The 23,611-nt window shown below is 71.0% G+C and carries 23 protein-coding genes and 2 pseudogenes; 11 read left to right on the top strand and 14 right to left on the bottom strand.

Annotated elements, in window-relative coordinates:
• Positions 1-14 precede the first annotated feature (14 nt).
• A complete protein-coding gene (locus tag BLW47_RS01535; protein WP_245736266.1) occupies positions 15-737 on the top strand; it encodes an alpha/beta hydrolase in 723 nt (240 codons plus the stop codon).
• A 92-nt stretch (positions 738-829) separates the two neighbouring features.
• On the opposite strand, the gene BLW47_RS24565 is transcribed toward BLW47_RS01535, so the two are convergent.
• Together BLW47_RS24565 and BLW47_RS01530 are read right to left on the bottom strand one after the other, a co-directional pair.
• Positions 830-1,588: a hypothetical protein gene (locus tag BLW47_RS24565; RefSeq protein ID WP_139307132.1), complete on the bottom strand. Its 759-nt coding sequence runs from the start codon at positions 1,586-1,588 to the stop codon at positions 830-832.
• A complete protein-coding gene (locus tag BLW47_RS01530) occupies positions 1,585-2,106 on the bottom strand; it encodes a SigE family RNA polymerase sigma factor (protein WP_091550428.1) in 522 nt (173 codons plus the stop codon). Before BLW47_RS01530 ends, BLW47_RS24565 begins: the two co-directional genes overlap by 4 nt.
• 137 nt (positions 2,107-2,243) lie before the next feature.
• Here BLW47_RS01530 and BLW47_RS25980 point away from each other — a divergent pair, with 137 nt between their 5' ends.
• Positions 2,244-2,552 carry a helix-turn-helix domain-containing protein gene (locus tag BLW47_RS25980; RefSeq protein ID WP_425435304.1) on the top strand — a complete coding sequence of 103 codons (309 nt, stop codon included), beginning with the start codon at positions 2,244-2,246 and terminating at the stop codon, positions 2,550-2,552.
• Here BLW47_RS25980 and BLW47_RS01520 read toward each other — a convergent pair.
• Together BLW47_RS01520 and BLW47_RS01515 are read right to left on the bottom strand one after the other, a co-directional pair.
• Positions 2,540-2,902 carry a PH domain-containing protein gene (locus BLW47_RS01520; RefSeq protein ID WP_091550426.1) on the bottom strand — a complete coding sequence of 121 codons (363 nt, stop codon included), beginning with the start codon at positions 2,900-2,902 and terminating at the stop codon, positions 2,540-2,542. The genes BLW47_RS25980 and BLW47_RS01520 overlap by 13 nt on opposite strands.
• A gap of 30 nt (positions 2,903-2,932) precedes the next feature.
• Positions 2,933-3,244 (bottom strand): 4a-hydroxytetrahydrobiopterin dehydratase, encoded by a 312-nt coding sequence (locus tag BLW47_RS01515; protein WP_091550424.1) that lies wholly within the window; start codon positions 3,242-3,244, stop codon positions 2,933-2,935.
• 166 nt (positions 3,245-3,410) lie between these two features.
• On the opposite strand from BLW47_RS01515, the gene BLW47_RS01510 reads away from it, so the two are divergent.
• Entirely contained in the window at positions 3,411-3,854 is a 444-nt protein-coding gene (locus tag BLW47_RS01510) for a (deoxy)nucleoside triphosphate pyrophosphohydrolase (RefSeq protein WP_425435333.1), read from the top strand.
• Between the two features lie 91 nt (positions 3,855-3,945).
• Here the strand turns inward: BLW47_RS01510 and BLW47_RS25975 are convergent.
• The 8 genes and pseudogenes from BLW47_RS25975 to BLW47_RS01475 form a co-directional block, all read right to left on the bottom strand.
• A pseudogene (locus tag BLW47_RS25975) lies at positions 3,946-4,149 on the bottom strand (succinate dehydrogenase/fumarate reductase iron-sulfur subunit); the annotation flags it as partial.
• A 98-nt stretch (positions 4,150-4,247) separates the two neighbouring features.
• Positions 4,248-5,004, bottom strand: a pseudogene (locus tag BLW47_RS01505) (succinate dehydrogenase/fumarate reductase iron-sulfur subunit); the annotation flags it as partial.
• The gene (locus BLW47_RS01500; RefSeq protein ID WP_091550419.1) at positions 5,004-6,911 is read right to left on the bottom strand and encodes a fumarate reductase/succinate dehydrogenase flavoprotein subunit; all 1,908 of its coding nucleotides are present in this window, start codon (positions 6,909-6,911) and stop codon (positions 5,004-5,006) included. The pseudogene BLW47_RS01505 and the gene BLW47_RS01500, both read right to left, overlap by 1 nt.
• Positions 6,912-6,928: 17 nt before the next feature.
• Positions 6,929-7,735: a hypothetical protein gene (locus BLW47_RS01495; protein ID WP_091550417.1), complete on the bottom strand. Its 807-nt coding sequence runs from the start codon at positions 7,733-7,735 to the stop codon at positions 6,929-6,931.
• 233 nt (positions 7,736-7,968) lie between these two features.
• Complete coding sequence (locus tag BLW47_RS01490; RefSeq protein WP_091550414.1) at positions 7,969-8,634, bottom strand: hypothetical protein; 666 nt, start codon at positions 8,632-8,634, stop codon at positions 7,969-7,971.
• A 121-nt stretch (positions 8,635-8,755) separates the two neighbouring features.
• Positions 8,756-10,144, bottom strand: coding sequence for a TldD/PmbA family protein (locus BLW47_RS01485; RefSeq protein ID WP_091550412.1), 1,389 nt, complete (start codon positions 10,142-10,144; stop codon positions 8,756-8,758).
• The gene (locus BLW47_RS01480; RefSeq protein ID WP_091550409.1) at positions 10,141-11,577 is read right to left on the bottom strand and encodes a TldD/PmbA family protein; all 1,437 of its coding nucleotides are present in this window, start codon (positions 11,575-11,577) and stop codon (positions 10,141-10,143) included. The genes BLW47_RS01485 and BLW47_RS01480 overlap by 4 nt, the downstream gene beginning before the upstream one ends.
• 27 nt (positions 11,578-11,604) lie before the next feature.
• On the bottom strand, positions 11,605-12,159 hold the full coding sequence (locus BLW47_RS01475) for a Uma2 family endonuclease (RefSeq protein ID WP_091552342.1): 555 nt from the start codon (positions 12,157-12,159) through the stop codon (positions 11,605-11,607).
• Between the two features lie 277 nt (positions 12,160-12,436).
• On the opposite strand from BLW47_RS01475, the gene BLW47_RS01470 reads away from it, so the two are divergent.
• From BLW47_RS01470 to BLW47_RS01450, 5 genes are all read left to right on the top strand, one after another.
• Positions 12,437-13,477 carry an ABC transporter ATP-binding protein gene (locus tag BLW47_RS01470; protein ID WP_425435303.1) on the top strand — a complete coding sequence of 347 codons (1,041 nt, stop codon included), beginning with the start codon at positions 12,437-12,439 and terminating at the stop codon, positions 13,475-13,477.
• Entirely contained in the window at positions 13,474-14,490 is a 1,017-nt protein-coding gene (locus BLW47_RS01465; RefSeq protein ID WP_091550404.1) for an ABC transporter ATP-binding protein, read from the top strand. Before BLW47_RS01470 ends, BLW47_RS01465 begins: the two co-directional genes overlap by 4 nt.
• Positions 14,487-15,494 carry an ABC transporter permease gene (locus tag BLW47_RS01460; protein ID WP_091550402.1) on the top strand — a complete coding sequence of 336 codons (1,008 nt, stop codon included), beginning with the start codon at positions 14,487-14,489 and terminating at the stop codon, positions 15,492-15,494. Before BLW47_RS01465 ends, BLW47_RS01460 begins: the two co-directional genes overlap by 4 nt.
• Before the next feature lie 10 nt (positions 15,495-15,504).
• Positions 15,505-16,491: an ABC transporter permease gene (locus tag BLW47_RS01455; RefSeq protein ID WP_091552340.1), complete on the top strand. Its 987-nt coding sequence runs from the start codon at positions 15,505-15,507 to the stop codon at positions 16,489-16,491.
• A gap of 109 nt (positions 16,492-16,600) precedes the next feature.
• Positions 16,601-18,343, top strand: coding sequence for an ABC transporter substrate-binding protein (locus tag BLW47_RS01450; protein ID WP_091550399.1), 1,743 nt, complete (start codon positions 16,601-16,603; stop codon positions 18,341-18,343).
• 62 nt (positions 18,344-18,405) lie between these two features.
• Here the strand turns inward: BLW47_RS01450 and BLW47_RS01445 are convergent, their stop codons facing one another.
• Positions 18,406-20,520 (bottom strand): S9 family peptidase, encoded by a 2,115-nt coding sequence (locus tag BLW47_RS01445; RefSeq protein ID WP_091552337.1) that lies wholly within the window; start codon positions 20,518-20,520, stop codon positions 18,406-18,408.
• A gap of 126 nt (positions 20,521-20,646) precedes the next feature.
• On the opposite strand from BLW47_RS01445, the gene mshB reads away from it, so the two are divergent.
• The 3 genes from mshB (at position 20,647) to BLW47_RS01430 (ending at position 22,616) form a co-directional block, all read left to right on the top strand.
• Positions 20,647-21,561: an N-acetyl-1-D-myo-inositol-2-amino-2-deoxy-alpha-D-glucopyranoside deacetylase gene (mshB, locus tag BLW47_RS01440; RefSeq protein ID WP_175543465.1), complete on the top strand. Its 915-nt coding sequence runs from the start codon at positions 20,647-20,649 to the stop codon at positions 21,559-21,561.
• Positions 21,558-21,989 (top strand): hypothetical protein, encoded by a 432-nt coding sequence (locus tag BLW47_RS01435; RefSeq protein ID WP_091550396.1) that lies wholly within the window; start codon positions 21,558-21,560, stop codon positions 21,987-21,989. The genes mshB and BLW47_RS01435 overlap by 4 nt, the downstream gene beginning before the upstream one ends.
• Positions 21,990-22,151: 162 nt before the next feature.
• Positions 22,152-22,616, top strand: coding sequence for a hypothetical protein (locus tag BLW47_RS01430; protein WP_091550394.1), 465 nt, complete (start codon positions 22,152-22,154; stop codon positions 22,614-22,616).
• A gap of 14 nt (positions 22,617-22,630) precedes the next feature.
• On the opposite strand, the gene BLW47_RS01425 is transcribed toward BLW47_RS01430, so the two are convergent.
• A complete protein-coding gene (locus BLW47_RS01425; protein WP_091550391.1) occupies positions 22,631-23,599 on the bottom strand; it encodes a GNAT family N-acetyltransferase in 969 nt (322 codons plus the stop codon).
• Positions 23,600-23,611 lie beyond the last annotated feature (12 nt).

Genomic DNA, 23,611 nt, shown 5'->3' with positions numbered 1-23,611 from the left:
AGTGGACGCCGTCGATGCGGCTGCAGCACAGTGATCCGATGGATCCTGCCTTTGTTCTCGTGCACAGTCCATCGGTCGGACCCCTGACGTGGGCACCGATAAAGAGCCGGCTCGATGACGCCGGCGCGGTAACGATCGTGCCGACGCTCCTGGCCGTCGCGGACGCCGGACCACCGTACTGGGAGAAGGTATCCGAGATCACCCGGGACGCGATCGACGAGCTACCCGCTGATCGGCCGGTCGTGATCGTCGCGCACAGCAACGCCGGCCTGTTTGTTCCGGTCATTGTCGTGTCGGCACCGCGTCGGGTCGCCGGGTGCATCTTCGTCGATGCGGCGTTGCCGTCACCGTCGGGTTCCACGCCGGTGGCAACGCCCGAGTTCCTGGAGTTTCTGCGCCCGAAGGTGACCGGCGGACGGCTACCGCAGTGGACGGCGTGGTGGGACGACGCGGACATCGCGCCCATGTTCCCGAACGCCGAGGTGCGCACGGTGGTGTCAGCTGAGCAGCCTCGCCTGCCGCTGAGCTACTACGAGGAACTGGTGCCGGTGCCGGCCGGCTGGGACAGCCGGCCATGCGGTTATCTGCTGTTTGGTCCGCCGTACGATGCGATGGCAAGGGACGCGGCGCAACGCGGGTGGACCGTGGCGGAGAACGCTGGCCTGCACCTGCATCAACTGGTGGACCCCGACGCCGTGACCCGAAGCATCCTCGCCATGTCCGTTACGTGGCGGTAATGAGTGCCGGCCGCCCTGGTCGAGGTTGCCTGCGCCGCCCGCTCTGCTTCACTTACCGGGCGGGCGGCACAGGCGGACCGATGGCCATGTTGTCAGTGCAGGGACAACGCCGGATCAAGAGCGATCGCGGTCATCTGCTCCGTGGTCAGCAGGAAGTCGTCCGTGGCGCTCGCTGCCTTCAACCACACCTGGCTGCCGTCCGGCCGGACGATCTGCACCAGTCGATCGGCTCGCGGCTGGTCGGGTCCGGGGGTTACGGCCTTCCAGGCGTCGAGATCAACGGAAATGACCTGCTCGCCGTTCGGTCCCTTCGAAGTCGCGCAGTCTCGGCTATGAACGCTGCACGTCAATGGTACGGCCGGCTGATCCAGTGTGCCGATGTTGATGGAGAAATAAGCCCGGACGCCATCGCGGGCGGCCACGCCCCAGCCAATCCAGCCGGAACCCGACTGGTCCGCAAATTGGCTCAGGTGCCATTCCGGCTTCGTGGTGATCGTGCCATTCCAGGTGCCTGGATCCGTGCTCGCACCTGGTACCCAGCCCAATCCCGGAGCGTTCCGATCAATGGCGGCGAGCATCGCGTTCCTGATCCGCTGCGGATCGGCCTCGACGTCGGAGGACTGGCTCGCCGAAGCGGCCGGAGTCGTCGGCGACGCAGTCGTGGGAGGGGTGCGATCCCTTAGTGCGTCCATGCTGAACGCGGCCGCGAGGACGACTACGGCTGCGGTTCCGGCTGCACCGGTGCGTCGCATACGGGCCCGTCGGCCTTCGCGTGCCACCACATGATTAATCTCGATGGAGGTCGGCGGAGGTTCACCAATGGCGTCGTCAAAGATCTGCCGGTATGTCACGCCTTTTCCCTTCCTGCAGTCAACGCAATCTCGTCGGCGACAATTAGGCGCAGCGCTTCCAGTGCCCGCGCAGCCTGGCTCTTTACCGCCCCGGTGGTGATGCCCAAAATGTCGGCGGTCTGCTCCACTGACAGGTCGCAGTAGTAGCGGAGCACAACGACCGCTTTCCGCCGAGGCGGAAGCTGCCCGAGCAGGTGTAACAGCAGATCCCGGTCGACCGCCGAGGCCTCGGCGACCTGCGGTTCCACATGGTCGGGCAGTTGATCCACGCTGCGCTCCCGTCGCCACGGGCGGCGTAGCTCGTCCAGCCATGCGTGTGTCAGCACCCCGCGGACGTAGGCCTCGACGTTCTCCGCATCGCGTACCCGTCGCCAATTTCTGTAGAGTTTGCCAAGCGTGATGGAGACCAAATCGTCAGCCGTATGCCAATCCCGGCACAGCAGGTACGCCGTGCGACGCAGCGAATCCATCCGAGCAGCGACAAACTGTCGATATTCGTCCTCAGCAGCCCGCTTCATCGACCGGGACCCCCTAACCGCGTCACGTCCAAGGGACGGACGGCACTGCCAACGGGGTTGCTCGGGGCCCTAAAGATTTCGGTCAACCCCTGCAGGTCGCCGACCGTCACCTACGCCCAGACGCCGCGAGTCGCCCGATGGGCGTATTGCCGGTAGAGCGTCCAGCCACGGCTACACACGTGGGGAGCGGGTGCCGGTCACGGTTGACGTGCGCCTGCTGGCCCAGAGCGGGTGATCCTCCTCGTGGCACGTATCGCGCAACGGGAGCTGAATTCGCTGAGCGTGTCGGGCTCACGCCGGCGAACGTCGCAGTGTTGAAGAACGGTCGCGCCAAGGCCGTCCGCTTCAGCACGCTGGAAGCCATGTGCCGGGTGCTCGAGTGTCGGCCCGGCGACCTGCTCGAGTGGCTCGAGGAGGTGCCGGGCCCGGGGCGTCACGAGATGTAGTGCAGGATCACGTTGTGCACGTGGTGGCTCTTCTGGTCGCCCCGGAACTCGATCTCGTAGCTGTGCGTCCCGACGTGGATGGCGATCGCGCCGGTGGAGAAGAACGAACCGCCCCAGGACTTGTTGCTCACCACGCTGACGCTGGTGATCTTCGAGTACGGGATGCTCGTGATCGCGACCTTCTTGCCGACGAACGACTTGTCCTGGATGATCACGCGCCGGTTGGTCAATCCGATGAAGCCGGTGCCGGCGCCGATCGCGTCGTAGACCGCGATCACCTGTTCCCCGTCGAGCAGGCCGCTCTGGATCTGCTGGAGCTGCTCCCGGCGGTCGAAGATCACGTTTGCCATGGCTGCGAGGGTAGCCACGGCGGGCAAGGGCTAGTCGTCGCTGGTTACCGTCCGGTACGCGTCCTCGATCCGCGCCGCCAGGGTAACGTCACTTTCGGTAATGGCGTCGTTGTCCGACGAGCCGAGCCGGATCTGGGTGTTGCCGTCCAGACGCCGGATCTCCGGCCGCAGGTGCAGGGCGTCCGCGACCACCTTGATCCGTTCGGTGAGCGCGGCGTGCTGCGCTTCGTCGAGAATCAGGGTGCGCTTGAGCTGACGCCCGTCGCGCGTCCAGCCCGTCAACACCGTCAGGGCGTCGCTGAGGTAATCCCGACTGCTCCGCCCAGCCCATAGAGCACGCATAGCCACACCTCTCAGGCGTCGTTGCCGGCTTGTGGCCAAATCGTCGCCATCCCGTGTCCTCGTCGGTGACCTTAGTCTCCCCGCTGAGCGGTTGGTGTGTCGACGTCCACCCTTCCGGGTTCTGCTGCCCTACAGGTCGGTGGCTGCACCCGATTTCCTGATTGATCTGGCACGCTGGAGCGCCGTGCAGACCGAACGGCCGTACCCAAGGATCATCGTCGGTGCCGCGATCCTCGCAACCGATCGCGTCCTCGGCTGCGCGCGGGCGAATCCGCCGGAGGTGGCCGGAATGTGGGAGTTCCCCGGCGGCAAGGTCGAGCCGGGGGAGACCGAGGTGGCGGCGCTGGTCCGGGAGTGCGCCGAAGAGTTGGGCGTGCAGGTGGACGTGGGTGCGCGGGTCGGTCCCGAGGTGCCGCTGCCGTACGGGCGCGGGCTGCTGCGGGTCTACCGGGCGCGCCTCGTGGGGCCGGACGAGCCGCGCCCACTGGAACACGCCGAGCTGCGCTGGCTCGCCGCAGATGAACTCGATCGGGTGACGTGGCTGCCCGCGGACCGGCCGATCGTCGAGGCGGTGCGCCCGCTGCTGGCCGCCGGCGCGGCGTCGGGGTGACGGCAGCGCCCGACGCGCCGCCGGCCGGGGCCGCGATGGAACGCCGATGGGGCCGTCGGCGTCCGCCGACGGCCCCTGGCACGTCCGGCCGTCAGAGCGGCTGGTCGGGGTGGCTGTAGTTGAGCTGGTTGGGCGGCATCGGGAAGCGCACGTCGTCGCCGAACGGCGACGGCGCGGCCGGACGGTCGAAGGCGAACTCGCTGACCGCGAGCATGCCGTTGTCGCCGACCGGCGGCGCGACCGGCGCCGGGACGGCCCGGTGCCAGTTGACCGCGCGCTCCGCGTCCGCCTCCGGGCTGCGCTCCCCGGCCGGCGGGACCGGAGTCACCGTCGGCAGTTGGGGGCCCGCACCCGTGTTCGTGGCGGTGATCGCCGCGCTGCCGCGGGGCGCCTCGCCCTTTTCCCGTCGGAAGATCTTGCTACCAAGCCACACGAGAGGATCGTAGCGCCGGTCCACGACGCGTTCCTTCATGGGGATGATCGCGTTGTCAGTGATTTTGATGTGCTCGGGGCAGACCTCGGTGCAGCACTTGGTGATGTTGCAGTAGCCGAGCCCCTGCGCCTCCTGCGCGTACTCCCGGCGGTCGGTCCGGGCGTCCAGGGGGTGCATGTCCAGCTCGGCGGCCCGGATGAAGTACCGCGGGCCGGCGAACGCCTTCTTGTTGTCCTCGTGATCACGGATCACGTGGCAGGTGTTCTGGCACAGGAAGCACTCGATGCACTTGCGGAACTCCTGCGACCGCTCGACGTCCACCTGCTGCATCCGGTACTCGCCGGGCGCCACGCCGGCCGGCGGCGCGAACGCCGGGGTCTCCCGGGCCTTGGTGTAGTTAAAGGAGACGTCGGTGACGAGGTCCCGGATGACGGGGAAGGTCCGTAGCGGCGTGACCGTGACCGTCTCGGTCTCCTCGAACGTCGACATCCGGGTCATGCAGGCCAGCCGGGGCAGACCGTTGATCTCCATCGAGCAGGAGCCGCACTTGCCGGCCTTGCAGTTCCACCGGCAGGCGAGGTCCGGGGCGTCGGTGGCCTGCATCCGGTGGATCACGTCGAGGACGACTTCGCCCTCGTTCACCTCCACCTGGTAGTCCTGCAGTTCCCCGCCGTTCTCGTCGCCGCGCCACACCTTGAACTGTCGCTTCGTTCCCATTACTTCGCCTCCTCAGCGAGCGCGTCGAACTCCGCGAGCTCCTCGTCGGTCAGGTACTTGGCGAGCTCGGCCCGCTCGAAGAGCCGGAACAGCTCGGGGGGCAGCTTCGGCAGCGGCTTGCGCTCCAGCCGCACCTGGTCGCCGTCGAGCGAGCAGACCAGGTTCACCCGGCGCCACGTGGGCTCCATCGTCGGGAAGTCCTCCCGGGTGTGGCCGCCGCGCGACTCCTCGCGCTCCAGCGCGGCCTTCGCCGTGCACTCCGACACGACCAGCATGTTGCGCAGGTCCAGCGCCAGGTGCCAGCCGGGGTTGTAGCGCCGCCCGCCGGCCGCGCTCACCTTCGCCACGCGCTCGCGCAGCGCGCCGAGGCGCACCAGCGCGTCCTCCAGCTCGCCCCGGCGACGGATGATCCCGACCAGGTCGCCCATCACCGCCTGCAGGTCCTGCTGCAGGGCGTACGGGCTCTCGCCGGTATCCCGCTGCAACGGGGCGAGCGCGGCGTCCACCGCGGCCTCGACGTCCGGCGTCGCCACCTGCGGGCGCCTGCCCAGCCCGTCGACGTACGACGCGGCGTGCTCGCCGGCCCGCTTGCCGAAGACGAGCAGGTCGGACAGGGAGTTGCCGCCGAGCCGGTTGGAGCCGTGCATGCCGCCCGAGACCTCGCCGGCGGCGAAGAGCCCCTGCACGCGCCCGGCCGCCGCCGCGGTGTCCGGGTCGACCTCCACGCCGCCCATCACGTAGTGGCAGGTCGGCCCGACCTCCATCGGCTCCTTCGTGATGTCGACGTCGGCCAGCTCCTTGAACTGGTGGTACATCGACGGCAGGCGCCGGCGGATCTCCTCGGCGGGCAGCCGGCTCGCGATGTCCAGCAGGACGCCGCCGGCGGGGGTGCCCCGGCCGGCCTTGACCTCGCTGTTGATCGCGCGGGCCACCTCGTCGCGGGGGAGCAGCTCCGGCGGGCGGCGGTTGTTGTCGGGGTCGGTGTACCAGCGGTCCGCCTCCTCCTCCGTCTCCGCGTACTGCCTGCGGAAGAGGTCGGGGACGTAGTCGAACATGAAGCGCTTGCCCTCGGAGTTCTTCAACACTCCGCCGTCGCCGCGCACCGACTCCGTGACCAGGATGCCCTTCACCGACGGCGGCCAGACCATGCCGGTCGGGTGGAACTGCAGGAACTCCATGTTGATCAGCGTCGCGCCGGCCCGCAGCGCCAGCGCGTGCCCGTCGCCGGTGTACTCCCAGGAGTTGGAGGTGACCTTGTAGGAGCGGCCGACACCGCCGGTCGCCAGCACCACGGCGGGGGCGGAGAAGAGCACGAACTCCCCGGATTCCCGGTAGTAGCCGAACGCCCCGGCCACCCGGTCGCCGTCGAGCAGCAGCTCGGTGATGGTGGTCTCGGAGAAGACCTTGATCCGCGCCTCGTAGTCGCCGTGTTCCCGCTTGTCCTCCTGCTGCAGCGACACGATCTTCTGCTGCAGCGTCCGGATCAGCTCCAGGCCGGTGCGGTCACCGACGTGCGCCAGCCGCGGGTACTCGTGGCCGCCGAAGTTGCGCTGCGAGATCTTGCCGGACTTCGTCCGGTCGAAGAGCGCGCCGTACGTCTCCAGCTCCCAGATCCGGCTCGGCGACTCCTTCGCGTGCAGCTCCGCCATCCGGAAGTTGTTGAGGAACTTCCCGCCCCGCATGGTGTCGCGGAAGTGGACCATCCAGTTGTCGCGGGAGTTGACGTTGCCCATCGCGGCGGCGGCGCCGCCCTCGGCCATCACCGTGTGCGCCTTGCCGAACAGCGACTTCGAGATGATCGCCGTCTTCTTGCCGGCGAGCCGGGCCTCGATCGCCGCGCGCAGCCCCGCGCCCCCGGCGCCGATCACGACCACGTCGTAGTGGTGTCGTTCGATTCGGGTAGTCATGTCAGTCTTCCGGCCCTCTAGTTGATGAAGCGCAGGTCGCCGAACCAGCCGGCGGAGAGCGCCATGACGTAGAAGTCGGTCACGGCGAGCGTGCCGAGCGTGATCCAGGCCAGCTGCATGTGCCGGGTGTTGAGCGCCGATACGAAGGTCCAGAAGCGGTAGCGGACCGGGTGCTCCGAGAAGTGCTTGAGGCGGCCGCCGACGATGTGCCGGCAGGAGTGGCAGGAGAGGGTGTACGCCCACAGCATGACCACGTTGCCGAGCAGGATCAGATTGCCCAGCCCGAACCCGAAGCCCTTCGGGCTGTGGAAGGCGAGGATCGCGTCGTACGTGTTGATGAGCGAGATGATCGCGGCGGCGTAGAAGGCGTAGCGGTGCGCGTTCTGGAAGATCAGCGGGAACCGGGTCTCGCCCGAGTAGTCCTTGTGCGCGTCCGGCACCGCGCAGGCCGGCGGCGACAGCCAGAACGAGCGGTAGTAGGCCTTGCGGTAGTAGTAGCAGGTCAATCGGAACAGCAGCAGGAACGGCAGGGTCAGCGCGGCGTCCGGGATGATCCACCAGCCGGGCAGGAACCGTCCGATGTGCGCGGCCTCCGGCACGCACCGCTCGGTGACGCACGGGGAGTAGAACGGCGTCAGGTAGTGGAACTCCTCGACCCAGTACCACTTGTGCATGAAGACCCGGACCGTGGCGTAGATGACCCACGCGGTGAGCCCGGCGAAGGTGAGCAGCGGTGGTAGCCACCACCGGTCGTTGCGCAACGTTTTCGCGCCGATGGCGGCGCGTCCTGGACCCCGCCCCGGCCTCGTTGCCGTAGTCGTCATCGCTGTCTCCCTGACAGGGCCCGATCGCTGTGACGGACCCGGACGTGTTCGGCCTAGAAGCACACTCGATCACTGCGCCCCGCACCGGGGGCGCAGTTTGTTGCACACGTTACGCCGAGTGGCGTTCGACACATGCGCAAGGGAGTGTCGCGTGTGTCCGGCCGATTACGAAAGAGGCGTCCGCGAATCGATATGTCGATCCGCGGACGCCGGACAGGGAGTCGGCGGGCGCCTCAGAGGTCCGGAGCGGTCAGCCTCCGGAGCACGCCGGCGCAGGAGTCGGGGCCGTCCTGCAGGACCTCCAGCGCCGGCGTCCCGTCGCCGGTCTGCGGCGCCAGGAAGAACGCCCGCTGACCGCCGACCTCCTGGCGCTCCAGCGCCTCGGCGTACGCCGTGCGGGCGTTGAGCAGCAGGCCCCAACTCTCCTGCCAGGCTCCCCGGTGGCCGTCGCGCTCGGCATCCTCGTCGTGGCCGGGGACCCGACGCACCTGCTCGACCCGGGCCAGGAACGGGCGGACCGCGGCGTTCTCGGCGCGGATCGCGGCCGCCCGCTCGGTGGCGTCCGTGGCGGCGCCGGGCGGCGCGAGCCGGTTCAGCCGCTTCTCCAGGTCCAGACAGGCCGCCGAGGCGCGCTCCCGGCCGTGCCGGGTCTCGTCCGCGTCCCGGCCCATCTGCTGCACCCCGGAGGCGAGCGCGGCGATGCCGCCGCAGACCAGCAGCGCCAGCACCACCGGTACGGCGATCGCGAGCGCGATCAGCCAGCCGCGTCCCCCTCGGCGGGGCGGTGGCGCGTCGGCGGCGTCCGGTTCGGCGGCGGCGTTCTCGGTGTCCGGCGTCGTGCTGGTGGCGCCCGCCCAGATCGGCGGCGTGTCGCGGGGGGTGGTGGGGGAGTCCGTCACGCCGACAGTGAAACACCGCGCACCCGCGCCGGCACGCTGGGCGACACGGTGTTTCGCGAGGTCGCGATAACCGCGAGGTCGACGAAACGCCCGTTCTCATCCGGACCGCAACAACGCGGACTCAGCCGGACGCGCCGCCGGTGAAGTTCCAGGCCGCCAGCCGCAGCGCCGGGGCGCTCCACCAGGCGCCGCCCCAGTTGTCCGGCACGGTGGTGGCATGCCGGCCGACCCCCCGCACCGCGCCCGGCGCGAGCGCCTGCGGATAGGACTGCGTGAAGCGCAGGTTCTGCACCGGCGACACGATCCGACCGTCCTCGACCAGCCACACTCCGTTGCGGGTCAGCCCCGTGACCACCAGGCTCTTCGGATCGAGCACCCGGGTGTACCACAGGTCGGTCACCAGCAGGCCCCGCTCCACGTCCGCGACCAGCGCGGCGGCGTCGGCGTCCGCCGCCGGGCCGGTGACGTCCGTGGCCGCGCCGGCCGGTCCCGGCTCCGCCGCCAACCGCAGGTTCAGCGGCACCGCGCCGCCGGCGGACCCGCCCGGCAGGGCGTGCCCGGTCGACGCGGTCCCCGCGTCCGCCGCGGTCCGCCGGTCGTGCGCCACCGCGGCGGTCAGTCCGGCGTCCACCAGGGTCAACCGCCGCTTCGGGGTCCCCTCGGCGTCGAAGGGCAGGCCCAGATCCGTCGGGCCGAGCGGGTCGTCGATGAGCGTGATGGCCGGGTCGAACTGCTGCGCCCCCGGCTCGGCGAACGACCGCCGCTCGTTGTATGCCTTGCCGTTGAAGCCGTACATCGCCAGGTTGGACAGCAGGTCCGCGACGGCCGTCGGTTCCAGCACCACCTCGTACCGGCCGGGCGGCAGCTCGACCGGAGCGCCGCCGGCCCGCGCCTTGCTGACGGCGCGCGTCCCGAGGAGCGCTCCGTCGAGTTCCGCGAGCCGTCCGGCGGAGAGCCGGGCGACGCCGTCCGCGCCGCCGCCGCGGGCGATCGCGTCCATCGCGGCCTCCGTCGCACGGCCGCTCGCCGACTGCCCGGCCGTGTTGGCGAAACCGCCCGCCCGGGCCAGGGTCCGGCAGTAACCGGCCGACTCCAGCCCACGCGCCGCGTCGACGAAAGCCCGGACCCGCGCCGCCCGCTCGTCCGGGCTGGCCTGCGCGGTGGCCTCGTCCCAGTTGCCCGGCCCGGCCAGCGGCGCCGGCGGGGCGAGCCCCGGCCATGCGGGGTCGGGCGGGCAGAGCCGGGCCGCGGTCAGCGCGCGCTCGGCGAGCCCGCGCAGCCCGTCGTCGGTGAGCACGGTGGTCGAACCGGTCGCGGTGCGCCCGTCGACGTGCAGCCGCAGCCGTACGGTCGTGGTCGCCTCCGCGACGTTCTGGTGGATGAACGAGTTGGCGAAGCGGGTCAGCGCCAGCTCGTTCCGCTCGACGAAAACCTCCGCCTCCGCGTCCGCCCCGCCGAGCCGCCGGGCGAGCTCCACGACCCGCCCGGCCAGGTCCAGTTCGGCACTCATCCGCGTACCCCCACCCGCACGTTGCGGAACCGGGCCGGCGCCGCCGGGTGCCCGGTGTGCCCGACCTGGCCCGGCTGGCCCTTGCCGCAGTTCGGCGTCCCCCACGCGACCGTCTCCGAGGAGAGCATGTCCATGGAGCGCCAGAAGATCGGCCCGATCCCGGTGTACGTCGGGTTGCGCAGCATCCGGCCGCGCCGCCCGTTCTTGATCTCCCAGCCGATCTCGCAGCCGAACTGGAAGTTCAGCCGCTTGTCGTCGATGGACCAGGAGCGGTTGATGTCCATCAGCACGCCGTCATCGGTCTCGGCGATGATCTCGTCGAGCGTGTGCGGTCCGGGCTCCAGGCCGACGTTCGTCATCCGTACCATCGGCAGTCGCGCCCAGCCGTCGGCCCGGACGCTACCCGCGTAGTCCAGTCCCGCGACCGCCGCCGACTCCCGCCCGGCCAGCACCCCCACCCAGCGTCCCTCGCGCACCGCGTCGCGCTTGGCCGCCGGCGTGCCCTCGTCGTCGAAGCCGAAGCTGCCGAGCGCGCCGGGGATGGTCGGGTCGATGGTGACGTTCATCAGGTCAGATCCATAGTGGAGGCTGCCGAGCTGGTTCAGGTCGAGCCAGGAGGTGCCGGCGAACGCCGCCTCCCAGCCCAGGATCCGGTCCAGCTCGATCGCGTGCCCCACCGACTCGTGGATCTGCAGCGCCAGCTGCTCGCCGCCGAGGATCAGCGTGTTCTCGCCGGCGGGGCAGAGCGGCGCGGTCAGCAGCTCCCGCGCCTCCTCGGCGATCCGCGCCGCGTGCGCCGCCAGGTCCAGCTCCGTGACCAGCTCCCACCCGCGCGTGCCGTACTGGCCACGGTAGCTGGGGTAGGAGCGGCGCTGGGTCTCGCCGTCGCCGACCACGGTCGCCGAGATCCCGCCGCCGCACTCGCGGACGTGCTGGTCGATCCGGTGCCCCTCGCTGGAGACGAACCACTTGGCGGTGTCCCAGATCTGGTAGATCCCCTCGGCCACGTCGGCGCCGTGCTCGCGCATGGTCCTGGTGGCGTGCGCCAGCAGGTCGCCCTTGTCCGACAGCGGGACGGCCAGGGGATCGTTCTCGCACGGGCTCGCCCAACTGGCGGTGACCGCCTCGACCGGGACCATGTCCGCGGTCGGGCCCGCCACCCGCGCGCTCGCCGCCGCGATCTGCGCGGCCCGGCCGCCGGCCGCGCGGGCCGCCGCGTCGCTCAGCTCGGGTACGGCGTAGAAGCCCCAGCTGGAGCCGACCAGCGCCCGTACGCCGATCCCGGCGTCCTCGTTCTGCGACAGCTCCTCGATCTCGCCGTTGCGCGCGTTCATCGACTCGTAGCGCCGGTGCATGACGCGCGCGTCGGCGTACCGCGCCCCCGCGTCGAGCGCCGCCTGCACCGCGGCGGTGGCCACGTCGAAGTGGGTCATCAACCGACCCTATGCGAGGAGAGGTGATCAGCGGCGCGGCAGCAACGCTTCCGGACTGATCTCCGCGAGCACCGGCGCGGTGAGCCGCAGCGTCCCGCCGGGTTTGGTGACCGAGTGCTCGACGTAGTGCCTGCCCTCCAGCCGGTGCAGGTGCAGCGCGCCCGTGTCCTGCTCGACGAGCAGATACCAGCCGATCCCCGCCTCGGCGTAGTAGTGCATCTTCAACACCCGGTCGGCGGCCGCGTTGCCGGGAGAGATGATCTCGCAGACCAGCTTCACCGAGGCGGCGTCAACGACCGGCTCGTCGAAGTCGATTTCCCCGGTGACCACCACATCCGGGATCGGCATGCGCCCGGGTTTGAGGCGCACGTTGACCGCCTCATGAACATGCAATCCGGCTGCGTCGGCGCCCGGCTCAAGAGCGTTGGCGAGCAGTCGGGCAACGCGCTGGTGCCGTGGGGTGGGGGCGGGGGTCACGAACAGGCTCCCATCGAAGAGTTCGACCCGTTCCGGAGTGTCGCCGAGGGCGAGGTACTCCTCCTCGGTCCACGGCCCCCCGTGCCCGAACACCGGCGCAGTCATCGTCACCTCCCGGAGCAACCTCTGCGCCAGTTTCCCATACGAACGCCCGCGGGTAGGCCATCGATCGTCGCGGCGCGCACTATAGTCACTGGTCTATCCGCATGTCGGGGCGCGGTGACCTGGGCGTGGACCCGATACAGAGTCGTTACGCGGCTGCCGCTGACCGTAGCCGCGTATGTAGATTATTTTCGGCCTCTAGCAACCGCCGTAGCTTTACTTCGCGATCGGTCGCGCCTGGCGCGGATCGCGGCGGCGGTCTTCAGAGGGGAGGGCGGGCGTGGGCGTGCCCCCATACCTGCAGGTCCGCGACCTGCGGGTGCGCTTCGAGACCGAGGACGGCGTGGTCCGCGCGGTGGACGGGGTCTCCTTCGCCGTCGAGCGGGGCCGGACCCTGGGAATCGTCGGGGAGTCCGGCTCGGGCAAGAGTGTCACGAGCCTCGCGATCCTCGGCCTGCACAACGCCCGCCGCACCACCATCAGCGGCGAGATCCTGGTCGCGGGGCGCGACGTCGTCGGCCTGCCCGAGGAGGAGGTACGCCGGCTGCGCGGCCGGGACATGGCGATGGTCTTCCAGGACCCGCTCTCCGCCCTGCACCCCTACTACACCGTGGGGCGGCAGATCGCCGAGGCGTACCGAATCCACCATCCGAAGGCCGGCCGCCGCGAGGCGCGGCAGCGCGCGGTCGACATGCTCGGGCGGGTCGGGATCCCGCAGCCCGCCAAGCGGGCTGACCAGTACCCGCACGAGTTCTCCGGCGGCATGCGGCAACGGGCGATGATCGCGATGGCGCTGGTGAACGACCCGGAGCTGCTGATCGCCGACGAACCCACCACCGCGCTCGATGTGACCGTGCAGGCGCAGATCCTCGACCTGCTCGAGGATCTGCAGGCGGAGTTCAACTCGGCGATCATCCTGATCACCCACGACCTCGGCGTGGTCAGCCAGGTCGCCGACGAGGTGCTGGTGATGTACGGCGGACGGGCGGTGGAGCACGGCAGCGCGGCGCAGGTACTGCGCCGGCCACAGCACCCGTACACCTGGGGGTTGCTCTCCAGCGTGCCCTCGCTGCACGGCGACGCCGACGCGGACCTGATCCCGATCACGGGCAGCCCGCCGAGCCTGATCAACCTGCCGTCGGGGTGCGCGTTCCACCCCCGCTGCCGCTACGCCGACCGCAACGGCGACCGCTCGCGCACCGAGGTGCCGGAGCTGCGGCCGGCGAGCGAGCCCGGCCACCTGGTCGCGTGCCACCTTCCCGCGCAGGAGCGCGCCCGCATCTACACCGAGGAGATCGCACACGTGGGGGTCGCGCGATGACCACGCACGATCCGTTGCTGCGGGTGGACGGGTTGACCAAGCACTTCGGGGCGCGGCGGGGCGAGATTGTGCGCGCCGTCGACGGTCTGGACTTCGAGGTGGGGGCGGGGGAGACGCTCGGGCTGGTCGGCGAGTCGGGGTGCGGGAAGACGACGACCGGGCGGATGCTGGTGCGGCTGCTCGAACCGACCGGTGGGCGGATCACGTTCGCGGGGCGGGACATCACGCACCTGGGGCGGCGCGAGCTGCGGCCGTTCCGCCAGGACCTGCAGATCATCTTCCAGGACCCGTACGCCTCGCTGAACCCGCGGCACACCGTCGGGCGGATCGTGGCGATGCCGTTGCAGGTCAACGGCGTCAAGCCGCCGGGCGGGGTGAAGCGGCGGGTGCAGGAGCTCTTGGAGCTCGTCGGTCTCAACCCGGAGCACTACAACCGCTATCCGCACGAGTTCTCCGGCGGGCAGCGGCAGCGGATCGGGATCGCCCGGGCGCTCGCGCTGCGCCCCAAGCTGATCGTCGCCGACGAGCCGGTCTCGGCGCTCGACGTGTCGATCCAGGCGCAGGTCATCAACCTGCTCCGCGGCCTGCAGCGCGAGCTCGACCTGGCGTTCGTCTTCATCGCGCACGACCTGGCGGTGGTGCGGCACTTCAGCCAGCGGGTCGCGGTGATGTACCTCGGGAAGATCGTGGAGATCGGCGACCGCGCCGACATCTACGAACGCCCGCGGCATCCGTACACCCGGGCGCTGCTCTCGGCGATCCCGGACGTGACCCAGCTCGGCCCGGCCGGCCGGATCCGGCTCGCCGGCGACGTGCCCACGCCGCTCAACCCGCCCTCGGGCTGCCGGTTCCGCACCCGATGCTGGAAGGCCCGGGACATCTGCGCCACCGAGGAGCCGGCGCTCGTGCCCCGCGACGGCGGCAGCCAGGCCACCGCCTGCCACTTCCCGGAGAGCGGGCCGGTCGGGGCGGGCGTGGGGGCCGGGGACACCATCGAGGAGGTGACCGGATGAGCCTGTCGCCGGTGGAGGGCGTCGCGCTCGCCGAGATCGAGTCCGGTGGGGACGCGGGCGCGCCGCGGGAGAAGGGTGTCGTCGGCCGCTCACCCGGACAGCTCGCCTGGCTCCGGCTGCGCCGGGACCGGACCGCGATGATCAGCGGTGGGATGCTGGTCTTCTTCGTGCTGGTGGCGCTCGCCGCGCCGCTGATCGAGGCGCTGTACGGGATCGGCCCGCGCGACCAGTTCCAGAGCAAGCTGGACGGCTTCGGCATGCCGTTGGGCTACGCCGGGGGCGTCTCCGGGGACCACTTCTTCGGGCTGGAGCCCGGCCTGGGCCGGGACATCTTCATCCGGCTGGTCTACGGCCTGCGTACGTCGCTGTTGATCGCCTTCGCGGCGGCCGTGATCAGCGCGGCGCTGGGCATCGTGCTCGGCGCGCTCGCCGGTTACCTGGGCGGCTGGCTCGACGCGGTGATCAACTGGATCACCGACCTGACCCTGGCGATGCCGTTCCTGATCATCGCGCTGGCCCTGACCCCCACCCTGACGCTGCGCTTCTACGGCGAGCGGGACGCGGTGTCGCCGGCGTTCGGGGTGGCGGTGCTGATCGGCGTCTTCGCGATCTTCGGCTGGACCAGCACCGCCCGGCTGGTGCGGGGGCAGGTGATCGCGTTGCGCGAGCGGGAGTTCGTGGAGGCGGCCAGGGCCAGCGGCGCGGGGCTCGGGCACATGCTCTTCCGGCAGCTGCTGCCGAACATCTGGGCGCCCATCCTCGTGTCGTTCTCGCTGGCGGTGCCGCAGTTCATCACCAGCGAGGCGGCGCTGTCGTTCATCGGTGTCGGCCTCACCGAGGAGACACCGAGCTTCGGCCGGATGATCTACCAGAGCCTGGACTACCTCCAGACCGACCCGGCGTTCGTCTTCTTCCCCGGCATCACGATCTTCGCGCTCGTGTTCGCCTTCAACCTCTTCGGCGACGCGCTGCGCGACGCGCTCGACCCGAAGTCGTCGCGGTAGGGGTGTGCTCATGGCGCGATTCCTGATCAAGCGGATCTTCTCCGCGGTGCTCACCCTCTTAGCGGTGAGCGTGCTGACCTTTCTGATGTTCTTCGCGCTGCCCCGCGACCCGGTCACCGGCATGTGTCCGAAGAACTGCAACCCGGAGCGGCTGGAGCGGGTACGCCAGGAGCTGGGCCTGAGCGACCCGCTGATCACGCAGTACGCCGGCTACATGAAGGGCATCTTCACGGGGCGTGACCTGGGCAGCGCGCAGGGCGGTCAGTGCGATGCGCCCTGCCTCGGCTGGTCGTACGTGAACAACGAGGCGGTGCTGGACACCATCGCCCGGGTGCTGCCGGTGACGCTGAGCATCGTGATCCCGGCGGCGATCCTCTGGCTGCTGCTCGGCGTCGGCCTCGGCATGGTCTCCGCGCTGCGCCGCGGCACCTGGCTGGACCGGGCGGCGATCGGCTTCTCGCTGACCGGCGCGTCGCTGCAGCTCTACTTCGTCGGCGCGGTCCTGCTGCTGGTCCTGGTCTACAACCTGCGGCTGCTGCCGGTGCCGAGTTACACGTCCATCTTCGACGACCCGGTGAAGTGGGCCAGCGGGCTGGTTCTCGCCTGGCTCGCGTTGGCCTTCCTCTTCTCGGCGATCTATGCCCGGCTCTCGCGGGCCCAGATGTTGGAGACGCTGTCGGAGGACTTCGTCCGCACCGCGCGCGCCAAGGGCCTGCCCAAACCCCAGGTGTACGGGCGGCACGCGCTGCGCGCGGCGATCACCCCGGTGGTGACGATCGCCGGCCTGGACGTCGGCGCCGCCCTCGGCGGCACGGTGATCACCGAGACGACCTTCGGCATCCAGGGGCTGGGGCGGACCGCCGTCGAGGCCGTCCGCGCCGGGGACCTGCCCACCATCATGGCCACCGTGCTGATCGCGGCGGTCTTCGTGGTGGTGGCCAACGTGCTGGTGGACCTGCTCTACGCCGCCATCGACCCCCGCGTCCGGCTCGGCTGACGCGCCGTCAAATTTATCCGTAACTGTTACTGAACTCGTAGGATTTCTTCTTTACGATCCTCGGGACGTCGGCGATCGACGCCGGTCACCCGGGCGGAGGAGGTAGGAGATGCGACCACGCGTGGCGGCCGCCGCAGGCGGCGCGATCGCACTGGTTGTGGCGTTGGGTGCGTGCTCGAAGAACACGGGCGAGGGCACCACGGTGGACACCGACCGGCAGCAGACCGGGGTGATCGCCACCGACCCGAAGGACTCGATGGGCCCGGCGGCCGAGGTGGCCGGCGCCCGGAAGGGCGGCACCTTCACCATCATCCGGGAGACCCCCATCTCCCACCTGGACCCGCAGCGGACGTACTCGTTCGCGGGTCTGATGACGTCGCCGCTCTTCGCCCGCTACCTGACCACCTGGAAGGACGACGGCAAGGGCCGCCTGGTGCTCGTTGGCGACCTCGCCGAGACGCCCGGCACCAACGTGAACAACGACTGCAAGGTCTGGGAATTCAAGATCAAGGACGGGGTGAAGTTCGAGGACGGCCGGCCGATCACCTCCAAGGAGATCGCGTACGGCATCGCCCGCTCCTTCGATCCCGACCTCTCCGGTGGCCCGACCTATCTGCAGGAGTGGCTGGCCGACAGCCCGCAGTTCGACACCGCGTGGGACTTCAAGAAGAACAGGACGTCGCTGCCGCCCGGGCTGACCACGCCGGACCCGAAGACCCTGCGCTTCGAGTTCGCCAAGCCCCGCTGTGACCTGCCGTTCGCGGTCTCGCTGCCGACCACCGCGCCGCTGCCGGCCGACAAGGACACCGGCGTCAACCTGGACACCCAGCCGTTCTCGTCCGGACCCTACAAGGTCGCGAAGAACCAGGTCGGCGTGCAGCTGACCCTGGACCGCAACCCGCACTGGGACCCGAACACCGACCCCGTGCGACACCAGTACCCGGACCAGTTCGTCTGGAGCTTCGGCCCGACCGCCGACGCCGCGAACAACCGGGTGATCGCCGACAACGGCGCCGACCAGAGCGCTATCGCCTTCAACTTCGTGCCGGCCTCGCTGGTCGCCAGGGTCGCCAACGACCCGGCGCTCAAGTCCCGGACCATCCTGTCGCCGACCCCGAGCGCCAACCAGCTGGTCATCAACAACCAGCGGGTCAAGGACCTGAAGATCCGCCAGGCGCTGAACTACGCGATCGACCGGGAAGGCATGGTCAAGGCGCTCGGCGGGCAGACCGTGGCCGCCCCGATGACCACGCTGATGCCGCCGTCGACGATCGGTTACCGGGCGTACGACGCGTACCCGGCCGGCCCCAACGGCAACGTCGACAAGGCCAAGGAGCTGCTCGGCGGGCAGGCGCCGGAGCTGGTGCTCGGCGTCGCCGACAACTCGACCGAGCAGCGGCAGGCCACCCAGATCAAGGCCAACCTGGAGCGGGCCGGCTTCAAAATCACGATTCGGAACATCCCGGACGACTCGAAGCTCGACGAGGTGAAGAAGAAGGGCAACCCCTGGGACCTGTACATCGGCAACTGGGCCGCGGACTGGCCGAGCGGCGCCTCGATCCTGCCGGTGCTCTACGACGGCCGCACCATCAAGGCCGAAGGGAACAGCAACCAGTCCTACTTCAACGACCCGGGCATCAACGCCGAGATCGACCGGATCCTCGCACTCTCCCCGGCCGACCAGGGTCCCGAGTGGGCGAAGCTCGATGAGCGGATCATGAAGGAGCACGCGCCGGTGGTCCCGTTCTACGTGGACGTCGCCCACGTGGTGCACGGGTCCAAGGCCGGCGGGGTCTTCATCTCCAGCGTCTTCGGCTACCCGTCCTTCGTGAACGCGCACGTCAAGCAGTGAGGCTCGGAAGGGCCCCCTCCTGTCACTTTCCGCACAGGAGGGGGCCCTTCCCGACGCGTCAGCTACAGGTTGCGGCGGAGGAAGTCCAGCTCTACCGGGAGCAGACGTTCGGCGAGGCCGCCCGCCGCCATGTGGGTCGCCCCGGTCAGCGGGATCATCGCGTGCGGCCGGCCGCTGCCCAGCAGCGCCGCCGACAGCCGCAGCGTGTGCGCCGCGACCACGTTGTCGTCGACCAGCCCGTGCACCAGCAGCAGCGGACGCGCCTCGTCCGGCCCCGGCGGCTCGGCCGCCAACTCGATCAGTGAGTGGTGCGCGTAGATCTCGCCGCCGTCGCCCGGCAGCCCCAGATACCGCTCCGTGTACGCCGTGTCGTACAGCGCCCAGTCCGTCACCGGCGCGCCCGCGATCCCGCACCGGAACACGTCCGGCCGGCGCAGCACCGCGAGCCCCGCCAGCCAGCCGCCGAACGACCAGCCCCGGATCGCCACCCGGCCCAGGTCGAGATCCGGATGCTTCGCCGCGAGCGCGGTCAGCGCGTCGATCTGGTCGGTGAGCGCCACGTCCGCGACGCGCCGGTGGATCACCTTCTCGAACGACGGCGCGATGCCCGGCGTACCCCGGTTGTCGACCGTGACCACCGCGAACCCGGCGTCGGCCCACCACTGCCGCTCCAGCCACATCGACCGGACCGCCACCACCTCCTGGTGCCCGGGACCGCCGTACACGTCGAGCAGCACGGGCAGCCGCCGACCCGCGACATGCGTGCGGGGATAGAGCACCGCCGTCGGCACCCGCCGGTCGGTGACCCGCTCCAGCGCGGGACGCGGCGCGTACGGCGGGGTGGCCGCCAGGGACCGCAGGGTGGTGACCTCACGCTCGCCGCGGCGCACCGTCCACCGCGTCCCGGTCGCGTCGAGGGAGCGGGACGCCACGACGACCACGTCGCCGCCGACCACCCCGGCGTGCCAGCCCGCCTCCGGGCTGACCCGCTGCGCGTCCGTCCCGCCCAGACCGGTGCTGATCCGGAACAGGTGCTGCTCGCTCGGCTCCCCGTCGCTGCCCTCCACGAGAAGATCACCGCCGGGCAGCTGCCCGACGACCCGCCGCACGTAGAGCCACGGCGGGGTCAGCAGCGTGCCGTCGGCGAAGAGACACCGCGCGTCGTAGCCGTCGTGCGCCAGCTCGCCGCCGACCAGCACCCGCCCGTCCGGCAGGTGCCGCGGCGTGCCGGGAATCGGCTCCACCCAGCGCGGGTCCGCCAGCTCGGCGTGCACCTGCGTCTCGCCCGTACGCGGGTCGACGGAGAGGACCAGCCCGTGCTGCTGGAGCCGGCGCAGCACGGTGATCAGCGGAGCCCGGTCGTCCCAGTCGACCGCCACCAGGTAGGGATAGGTCTCCCGGTCCCAGTGCACGTCCACCCAGCCGCCGTCGAGGTCGAGCAGGTGCAGGGTGACCTCGGCGTTCGCGCTGCCGGCGCGCGGATAGGCGACCTCGGTCGGCGCGGCCTCCGGCGTCGCCGGATCGTGCAGGTGCCAGCGGGGGACCCGGGCGTCGTTGACCCGGGCGGCGAGCACACAGCGGCCGTCCGGCGCCCACCAGTAGCCACGGAACCGGCCGAACTCCTCGGCCGCGATGAAGTCCGGCAGCCCCCAGGTGACACCGCCCTCCTCGCCGGCCAGCAGGATGTCGGCGCCGTCCGGGTGCACGACCCGCAGCTCGCCCGCGGACCGCCCGGCCGTCGCGACGTAGGCGATGCGCTCGCCGAGCGGGTCCGGACGGGGGTCGACGACTCCGCCCCCGGTCGGCACCTCGACGACCCCGCCGTCGATCAGGTCGGCCCGGAAGAGCCGGCCGCCGAGCGCGAAGACCGCGACGGTGGCGGCGGGGTCCGTCGCGTACGAGCCGATCCCGCCAGCGACCAGACGCAGCCGTTCCCGCAGCGCGCGCTCCCGGTCGGGCAGGTCGGCGCCGTCCGCGTCACCGAGCAGCGCCGCGGGGTCGGCGACCTGGCGTTCGGTCGCCGAGTCGACGTCGAGCAGCCACAGCGCGTCCGCGGGATCCTCCGGCCCACCCGACCGCAGGAAGACGACACGACTGCCGTCGCTCGCGACGGTCACCGCCCGCGGCGCGCCGTGGGTGAACCGCCGGGTACGGGCAGCCAGCTCCGGATACTCCACCCCCGGATCGTAGAGCCGGGGGTGTCCCCCGGAGGCGAAGTGGCACCCGACGACGCCACGGCCCACCCGTCGGGCGTACCGCCGCCCCGGCCGTGCCCGGGGCTCCGGCGCGTACAGTGGATCGGCGTGAGCAATCTTGCCCCCCGCCGCCTGCTGCTCGTCCACGCCCATCCCGACGACGAGACGATCGGCACCGGCGCCACGATGGCGCGGTACGCCGCCGCCGGCGCGCACGTCACCCTGGTGACCTGCACCCTCGGCGAGGAGGGCGAGATCCACGTGCCGGAGCTGTCGGGGCTGCTCGCGGGGCGCGCCGACCAGCTCGGCGGTTACCGGATCGCGGAGCTGGACGCGGCCTGCGCGGCGCTCGGCGTGACCGACCACCGGTTCCTGGGCGGGGCCGGGCGCTACCGCGACTCCGGGATGATGGGCCTGTCCACCAACGATCATCCCCGCGCGTTCTGGCGGGCCGACCTCGACGAGGCGGCCGGGCACCTGCTGGAGATCATGCGGGAGGTGCGCCCGCAGGTGCTGGTCACCTACGACGACAACGGCTTCTACGGGCACCCCGACCACATCCAGGCGCACCGGGTCGCGATGCGCGCGGCGGAGCTGGCCGCCGCGGAGGGCTTCGGGCCGGACAAGATCTACTGGACGGCGATGCCGCGCAGCGTCCTCGAGGCGGGCATGGCCGCGTTCCAGGAGTCGGAGGGCAACCCGTTCGCCGGCCTCAACGAGCTCGACGACCTGCCGTTCGGCACGCCGGACGAGGCGATCGCGGCGCGGATCGACGGGACCGACCACCACGGGGCCAAGCTGGCCGCGATGCGCGCGCACGCGACGCAGATCCCGGAGAACTCCTGGCTGTACTCCATCGCCGGTAACTTCGGCGACGAGTTCATGGGCGTGGAGTACTACACGCTGGCGTACGGACAGCGCGGTCCGGGCGAGGGCCCGCACAACTGGGAGAGCGACCTGTTCGCCGGCCTGCCGGTGCGCGGGACGGGCGACGGCGTGCGCACCGGGGCCGTCGTAGCGTGAGCCTCACGTCTGCCGTGGTGCCCCCCGTCGAGGCCGCCCGGCCGTCCCGGGTCGGTGAGGTCGCCGAACTCGCGCTGCGGGTGCTGGGCGGGGTGATCTCGGTCGTCGCGGCGGTGCTGACCGCCGCGCTGGAGGTGCTCTTCGCGACGGTGCGGATCGGCGGCGCGCTGATCGGCGTCTCCGTGCTGATGGCGGTCGTCGGCAACCTCGCGTTGAGCTGGTTCGCCCAGCGGGCGGTCGGGGCGCGGTGGGCGCTCGCGCTGCCGTCCATCGCCTGGTTCGCCGCGATGGTGGTGGCGGCCGGCGGCACGACCGAGGGGGATGTGCTGCTGTCGAGCCGGAACTGGGTGGGGATTACCACGATCTTCGTCGGCGTCACGGTCTTCACCGTGATCGCCTTCCGGATGGTGCTCCGGCCGCGCCGCTGAGCGTCGGGGACGGCATTGCCACGCGGCGTGTCCGGAGGTTTACTCGGGATGCCTGGCGCATCGTCGGTCGACGCGGTAAATGAGTTCCAGCGAGAAATCGGCTCGGCGGTGAACGCGCTTCGCGTGCGCGGCCGCCGGCAACCGCGTATTCGGGAGGATGCGATGAGGGAACGTTGGCTGCCGGTCGGCGTGCTTGCCGGCGTGCTGTTCGCGGTCAACGTGGTGGCCCGGCTGGTCACCCGGTTCGGTTTCGACAGCGACCCGGAGATCCAGGACCGCGCGTCGCTGGCGATGTTCGTGGTGATCGGGCTGGTCCTGGCCGTCGTGGCGTTCGTCCGGGGCCGGCGGCAGCCGCTGGCGCGGTGGTCCGGCGACGTCGCGGTCGCCGTGCTCGCCGCGATGGTGCTGACGATCTTCGTCGGGCCGTTCCTCAGCGGCAGCGCCCCGTTCGCCGGCGGCGCCGGGGAGTTCTTCTCACAGATCTGGCTCTACGCGGCGTTCGCCGGCGGCGGCGCGCTGGTCGGCTATCTCGTGCTGACCGCGTTCGGTCTCGACCACCGCTCGCAGTCGCTCAAGCGGTACGCCGAGACCACGCTCGCCAAGCCCCGCCGCGTCGTCCGCCGCTGACGCCGCGGCGTGGGTCACGTGCCGGCGGGCGCGGTCCGGGTCAGGTACGTGTGGTGGGTGCGGAACCCCAGCCGTCCGTAGAGCGCCACCGCGGCCGCGTTGCGCTCCTCCACCTGCAGGAAGGCGTCGCGCGCCCCGCACTCCAGGCCCCACCGGGCCAGCTCGCCGATCAGGTGCTGGGCCAGACCGCGCCGGCGCGCGTGCGGCACGACCTCGACGAGGACCAGGCCCAGCCAGCGGCCCGCCCCGGTGACGGTGCCGCGGGCGATCGCCAGCAGCTCGCCATCGTGGTCGTACACGTGCGCGAAGCGGATCCGGTCCACCGCGGTGAGCAGGTGGTGGGCGGCGCCCGGCAACCCGCCCTTGCGCCCGGAGGCGATCGCGAGCCAGGCGTCGGACGGCGCCGACGCCAGCACCACCGGCCGCAGGTCGGGGCGGCGCGGCGCGGCGTCGAGGATCGTCGGCAGCGGCGCGGTCTGCACGAGTGTGAGCGGCCGGGCGCCCCAGCCGCGTTGGTCGAGCGCGACGCCGACCGGCGCGGCGAGCGGCAGCGGAACGTTGATCATCGCCGGTTGGTCGAGCTCGCCGTACCAGCGGCACACCGCGTCGATGGCCGCCTCCAGCGGCCGGTCCGGGTCGCCGATCGGCAGCGCCGAGTTGGCGCGTCCGGTCCATCCGTCGGCGGAGCGCAGCAGCCACGACCCGAGCCGCTCCTGCACCGGCGCGGGCCACGCCTCGTTCGCGGCCTGTTCGAGGGCGGCGACGGCCGCGGCGGTCGGCCGGAGCGCGGCGGGGACCCGCTTGGCCCGGTGGATCTCGCGGAGCGGGACGCGGAGCGTGCCGCGGGCGGTCGCCAGCGTGAGATCCGTCTCGGTGAGATCAACAAGCTCGCCCAGGGCGTCGGAGAAGATCGGCCGTTCGCCGCGAATGCCTATAATTCGCCGGACTACGACCCGATGTCCCACGTCCTGCCGTCGGAGCACGATCCACCTCCT

The organism is Micromonospora pattaloongensis, from assembly GCF_900107255.1.
In the GTDB taxonomy this organism is placed as follows: Bacteria; Actinomycetota; Actinomycetes; order Mycobacteriales; family Micromonosporaceae; genus Micromonospora_I; species Micromonospora_I pattaloongensis.
The sequence above is the reverse complement of the archived record's forward strand: the minus strand, read 5'-3'. Positions and strand labels throughout refer to the sequence as shown.